The following is a 6,706-nucleotide window of genomic DNA, read 5'->3' on the forward strand; positions in this document are numbered from 1 at the left end:
CCCCCCTTCAATTAATCTTAAGCCAATTACCAGTTGGCTCAATGTAAAACTGTAATAACAAAAGTATGAAAAAAATGCTACACCTCTTTTTGCCTTTGGGTGAGAAAGAGAAAAAATGGATGAGAGTTATGAAACTTACGAGCATCATCTTATTAGTCACTTTTATGCAAATGAGTGCCAGTGTGCTCTCACAAGGCAATAAGGTGACCATCCAAGAAAAGAATATCAGCCTGGAACAGTTGCTTTGGAAAATTCAAAGAGAAACAGATTTTGTATTTGTTTTTAGCCAGGAACATGTGGATGATTTTAATAATCTGGAAGTAAATGTGACTGGTGAGTTGGAGGAAATTCTTAAGGAAATATTGGAAGACAAAGGCTTAACCTATGAAAAGAAGAATGATGCTTATGTAATTAAAAAAGCACCACCAGTAATTATAGAACAACAGGAAGAAAAGAAAGTTACAGTAAAAGGTTTTGTATATGACAGGAGTGGGCAACCATTACCCGGAGCAGCTGTAGTATTGGAAGGTACAAATATTGGAACCGCAACAGGGATGAAAGGCGAATTTTCCCTGCAGTTTCTTGCATCTTTCCCAAATCCTGAGCTTCAGGTAACGATGCTAGGTTTTCGTACAGCTTATATTAAAGTTGATGGAAGAGAATCATATGAATTTATACTGACTGAGGAAATAGAAGGGTTGGATGAAGTTGTTGTAACAGGGTATACCAAAACAAGTAAAGTAAGGGCAACTTCAGCTGCGGCAAAAGTAACGTCTAAAAGTATTGAACGCCAGGTAACCGCCAATTTAGATGAGCGAATGGAAGGTTTGGCTACGGGGCTAAATATAAATACCGTCACACCATCAGGAGGCGAGGAGACAATGGAATTGATACTTCGTGGAATAAGCACCTTTGATGAAGAGGATATCTCATATGATAAAGCAAAACAGCAGATTAATTCATTGAACCGTCAGCCTTTAATTGTTGTTGATGGATTCCCGTATGAAGGTCCGTTTAATGACATTGATATGTCAACAATTGAATCAATGGACGTACTTAAGGATGCTGCTGCAACTGCATTATGGGGATTGCGTGCTTCTAACGGTGTGATTGTTATTACAACTAAAAGAGGTAAGGAAGGCAAACCTAGGGTAACATTTAGTACCAATTGGACTTTTGGTACCAAACCTGATTTGAATGATCTGCAGTTAGCTTCTTCTGCAGATGAATTGCATTTACGTGATAATTATCAGACAATGTTTGAAGTAGAAAGCCCATCGTATCGTGCAATTAACTATTTTACTGACAAAGGAGAAGAGCCTTGGTGGTGGGAGATGTATGGTCCCGGAACACCCTGGGTGAGATATGAAAATGACTGGGGAGCTAAGTATCGTCGTTTAAATCCTTATGAGCAAATTTATGCACGTTTCTATGACGGTGAAATTGATGAAGCTGAGCGAAACAGATTAATGAGTGAGTTAGGGCAGAATGATGTACTACCACAATTTGAAGATCAATTGTTACGCAACGGGCTTATTGTAAATAATTCTATTAATGTGATGGGAGGTTCTAATTTTATTAATTACAGCCTGACTGTGTCTCATATGAAAGAGAATAAGCCGACCATTGGAGATGATGATGAACGCTTAAATGCATCTTTGTCGACAGATATTAAATTAAACCGGAAATTGAGTTTAATAAATGATATCAGTATTACCAGCAGTGAAAGTAATAGAAACGGTGTAGGCATAAGTGAACTTTACTCAGGAAACATTATTTCCAGATATGCTAATTTGGTAGATGGTAATGGCAATCCTGCTGCGATGAGTGATGTTTATGCCCCTTATCGTGAAGAATTTTTAGGTAAAGGATTTGATGATATAGCATATAGCCCGATACTTGATCGTAATTATCGTAACAATCAGATTACCAATAATAACTTAAGGATTGCAACTGGCATCAATTATAAATTTACAAGTTGGTTAACAGGAGATATCAAATACCAGTATAATCGTGTTGAGAACAATATTGAAAATTTATTCCCTACTGGATCGTATACGATGCGTTATGCTCAAAATGGTTATGTGACCGAGATTGATCCGGGTGATGGTACAGGCGCTAAAAGAGCTGTACCGTATGGAGAGATGCTTGAAAAGGCACAAACCATTAATACTTATAGTATCATTAGGGGTAATTTAAGTTTTAATAAAGTATTTGGAGTAGATCATGTGGTGAGTGGAATCATTGGTATGGAGGCCACTGAAAATAAATATACAATTAATCAGCAACAATTTGTCGGATATAGTGACCGTACTGGCATTTATGCATTAACATTTGATCATTATCAATGGGCTGATAATGGAGGTGATTTAGGTGACACCTCATATTTAGGTTATGGTAGCTATTCTGCACCTATTATGTACACACCACCGGTAACAAGTCGTACTGTTTCTTCATTTTCAAACTTTGGATACAGTTATAAAGCAAAATATAATATTGAGGCATCTCTTAAAGTTGATCAGGCAACGGCTTTTGGTATAAACAAACGCTTATCTAAGAATTTATACTATGCAGTTAGTGGTTCCTGGAATATGGCTAAAGAAGAATTTATAAGCAATAACGCTGAGTGGTTGAATGTTTTAAAACTTAGAACATCTTACGGTTTAAATGGAAACATGCGTCGAGGCCTGACAACCAGAACCACGATTAAATATGGTAGTAGGCCAGATTGGACGACTAACAGGAACTATGCTGCAATAAATAGTGCTGCAAATCCGAACTTGAGTCCGGAAAGCACCCGTACTTTTAATGTAGGTTTGGATTTCGCTTTATTTGATCGAATCACAGGTGCTTTTGATATCTATGATAAGCATTCAACGGATTTGTTAGTCAGACAACAAATAAGTACAACTTATGGTCTTAGGGGCATCTATTCAAATGATGGTGAGATTTCCAATAAAGGAATTGAACTGTCTTTAGGAGCTGATTTCATTAAGAAACAAGAATTCAAATGGAATGCGACATTAAATTACTCCTATAATAAAAACAAAGTGATTAAATACGGTGATCGTGCTGAAACAACAGGGTTGTATTATTATGAAAATGTTGCCGGTGGTAATACTAAGGTAATTGGTGAAGACATTAGTACACGTGCATTTTTTGAATGGGGTGGCTTAAATGAAAACGGTGATCCGACAGTTATTTTAGACGGTGAACGGGTAAGTTATGATGATCCTGAGTTTCTTAGTGCTACTCAAGACCAAATGGCGATCAGCAAACCGTTTATTGCACCACATTTTGGAGGATTAACAAACACATTTACCTATAAAAACTTCACATTGTCTGCCTTGATGACTTATAAATTTGGTCATGTATTCCAGGAAAGTTTAAAACCTAAATACGGTCTTTATAAAAATAGTAATGATTATATGGTTCACCATAAAGATATTGCCAATGCCTGGAGAGAGGATAATAAAAACACGGATATCCCTGCTTTAGTTACTGATGTAGATAAGGCAAATGATCGAAACAGAGAATTGGCTTTTACTTATTCAAATTATGGATTGCATGATGCATCATATATTAGACTAAAGGACATTACGCTTAATTATCAGATTGATCAAAAGTTAACCGAAAGGATTGGTGTACGTCGGGCAAGTTTAATGTTTCAAGTACGTGATTTAGGTTTGATATGGAAAGCAAATGATATTGATGTGGATCCGGAATCGATTCCTTTTGGAACAAGTTCAATGACATTTGCAGGAAGTTTTTATACAGCTTACCGACCTGGTATAAAAGTGCCTGTGTCGTTCGTGGTTGGAGCAAAGTTTGAATTTTAAAAAGTTAGATTGATGAAAAAAATATTTATATATATAGCTATCGGCACATTAGCCATATTTACAGCATGTGATGATTATGTGGATATAGTGCCAAGAGGACAAGCGATTGTTGAAAGCTTAGAAGATGTGAATGCATTGTTAGATAATAACAACGCGCTTTCTGGTGCCAGGTCTCAGGATAATGTTGGTGAGTTGCTTAATGATAATACAGTATTGTTGGAAACGGCTCAAAACTACTATGCAACATTCGATTTCTTTAATTTCATGAACCAGGTATATAATTTGGATCAGGTGTTTTATGCATCACATCAGAGAGATGTATGTTGGACGGAACATTATAATAGTCTTGCTGTCAGTAATTATATTTGCGAGGTAGCATCAACAGTATCGGGTAATGAAGCCGAAAAAAATCATTATTTAGGTGAGGCTAAAGTTCACAGGGTATACACTTATTGGCGATTAGTGAATTATTACGGAGTGCATTATGGACATGCTAATGCTGGCAATGAAGATTCTGGTGTACCATTATTGTTGCAATTTGGTAATGTAGAAGAATCACTGAAAAGAGCAACAGTTAATGAAGTGTATGAATTTCTGGAGACAGAATTATTGGAGGCTATTGAATTATTACGAGAAAACAGACCATTTGTAGATAGAGTCAATAAACCTGCAGCTCAAGCCTTATTAGCACGGGTATATCTTCATATGGGTAAATATGCAGAGGCTTTAAAATTAGCAGATGCAGCATTGGCTTATAATTCCTCCCTGATAGATTATAATACTTTAACAGAAATGGTTCCTAAGTATGATGAAAATGTTGAGCATATCTTGTACAAAGAGGTGCCTGCACCTGCACATTATGATGCAGCAACACAATCTTCGATTGCAGCTTTAGGTTATAGTGAGTCATTGGTTGCGGCCTATGATAAACCTCTTATTGATTTACGTCTATCAAAATTACCAACAGTAAATGCCGATAGAATACCAGTAATCACAGATATTAGCAATGGCTGGCCTGTAGGTGTAACAGTTCCTGAAATGATGTTGGTAAAAGCAGAGTGTTTGGCACAGGATGAAGCAAGGATAAATGAGGCGATGGAAGTAATTACTGCATTAAGAGCAAAACGTTTTCTTGTTAGTGCAGTTGAAAATGGCGAGCATGAGTTGACTGCGACTGATAAGCAAGATGCTTTAAATAAAATATTTGATGAAAGAAGACGAGAGTTTCATATCCTAGGTATGCGATACTTTGATATTAAACGTCTTAATCAGCAATATGATTTTGTGAACATTTCATTAACGAGAGGTGATGTTACCTGGCAACCTAATAGTATTAACTGGGCAATTCCAATTGGTGAAAATACCATTGAAACCGGTAGAGGAGAAATAAAACAGAATCCAAGAGAATAAGCATTAAAAAGCTGCACCTCAAGTGCAGCTTTTTTAAGCCAAAACCATATAATATGAGACAATTGGTATTAATACTTTTAGCGGTAATTGCTTTTGCATGTCAACAAGCAAAGTACCCAACATTTCCGGAAGCTAAAAACATGAAGACAAAAAACATGGTGACAATACCGGAACTGGTCAATGAAAACATACCTGGAGCACCTGTTTTAAGCCACCCTGTGCATGTGCAGGGAACGTTAGAAGAAATAATGACCGAAAAGCATGGTTATGCGTATCCAGCTCTATTTGATTGGAATCGCGATGGTATCAATGATTTATTGATTGGTGAATTTAAAACAGGTAATACCGGTTCAAACATCCAGGTTCACTTAAACAGAGGAACTAATGAGTGGCCAGAATATACCGGTGAGTTTGAATATGCCAAAGATATTAATGGAGATACAATTACAGCTTATTATTGGTGTTGTATTGGGATACACCCCCGATTTGTTGATCTGACCGGTGATGGTATTGACGATTTGGTGACGGGTTCGTACAATCCAGGTAAGATATCCATGTGGGAAGGCGTAGATAATGGGTTTAAACCTGTAGTTGAGCTTGAGCAATTGGGTTATTTAGACAGGGCAGTATTGAATCTTACATCTTCCAATATCAACTCAAATGATTATTGGAATTATTCCTCAGTCGATTTTGCCGATTTTAACGGTGATGGTTTATATGATCTGTTTGTGGCCGGTAGCGGAGGTTTCCGTTGTGCATTAAATATTGGCACAAAGCAGCAGCCAATATTTGGATATAGAGAGCTTTTATTGGATGTGGAAGGTCAGCCATTAATGATTGCCAATGAAGAACATGCAAAATATTGTATATCCGGTGATATGAAATCGTACTTAACAGCAGTTGACTGGGATAATGATGGCGTATTGGATTTATTGGCAACCTCCTCTTATGCCTATAAAGAGCAAAACCCTGTTGAATTTTACCGTGGCGTAAAGACGGACAAGGGCATTCGATTTGAACATAGGAAGCCATTGTTTAAAAGGAAAGATGGGCATTATAAAACCTTACCTGGCTCGGGCACGCAAATTAAAGTAGCAGACTATAACAATGATGGTGTCAATGATTTGTTATTAGGTCTTAGCATTTTAACCGTTAATGGATATGAAATGGTTGATTCTTTGGCATGGATGCATTTGGATAAATATAGTTTTCCTCGTATAGGTAAAGATTTAGGTGCTGGTTATGGAGATCCTAACAGACATGAAGAAATGGTCAAAGTATTTTCAACATATGAGGATAAGTCATTAGTACCGTACATTTATACTAAACCTTTAGATGAGCAAATACGACAGCTTTACTCTTCTCGACACAGAGGATATGTATATGTATTGTATGGTGAAAAACCAAATTCGATTGCAGAAGCTAAAGAGGTAAAAGCGAAGGAGATCGGAAGAGCA

Annotated in this window: 3 protein-coding genes; all 3 read left to right on the forward strand. The window is 37.0% G+C overall.

Translation table 11 applies throughout. The features are described from left to right. Positions 1 to 65: 65 nt before the first annotated feature. Positions 66 to 3,839 carry a SusC/RagA family TonB-linked outer membrane protein gene (locus AC4MRQ_RS12665; RefSeq protein WP_491198048.1) on the forward strand — a complete coding sequence of 1,258 codons (3,774 nt, stop codon included), beginning with the start codon at positions 66 to 68 and terminating at the stop codon, positions 3,837 to 3,839. 12 nt (positions 3,840 to 3,851) lie between these two features. Continuing rightward, complete coding sequence (locus AC4MRQ_RS12670; RefSeq protein ID WP_491198049.1) at positions 3,852 to 5,249, forward strand: RagB/SusD family nutrient uptake outer membrane protein; 1,398 nt, start codon at positions 3,852 to 3,854, stop codon at positions 5,247 to 5,249. A 53-nt stretch (positions 5,250 to 5,302) separates the two neighbouring features. Beyond that, the coding region (locus AC4MRQ_RS12675; protein WP_491198050.1) for an FG-GAP repeat domain-containing protein at positions 5,303 to 6,706 on the forward strand (1,404 nt) is incomplete at its 3' end.

This window comes from Carboxylicivirga sp. (assembly GCF_982718395.1).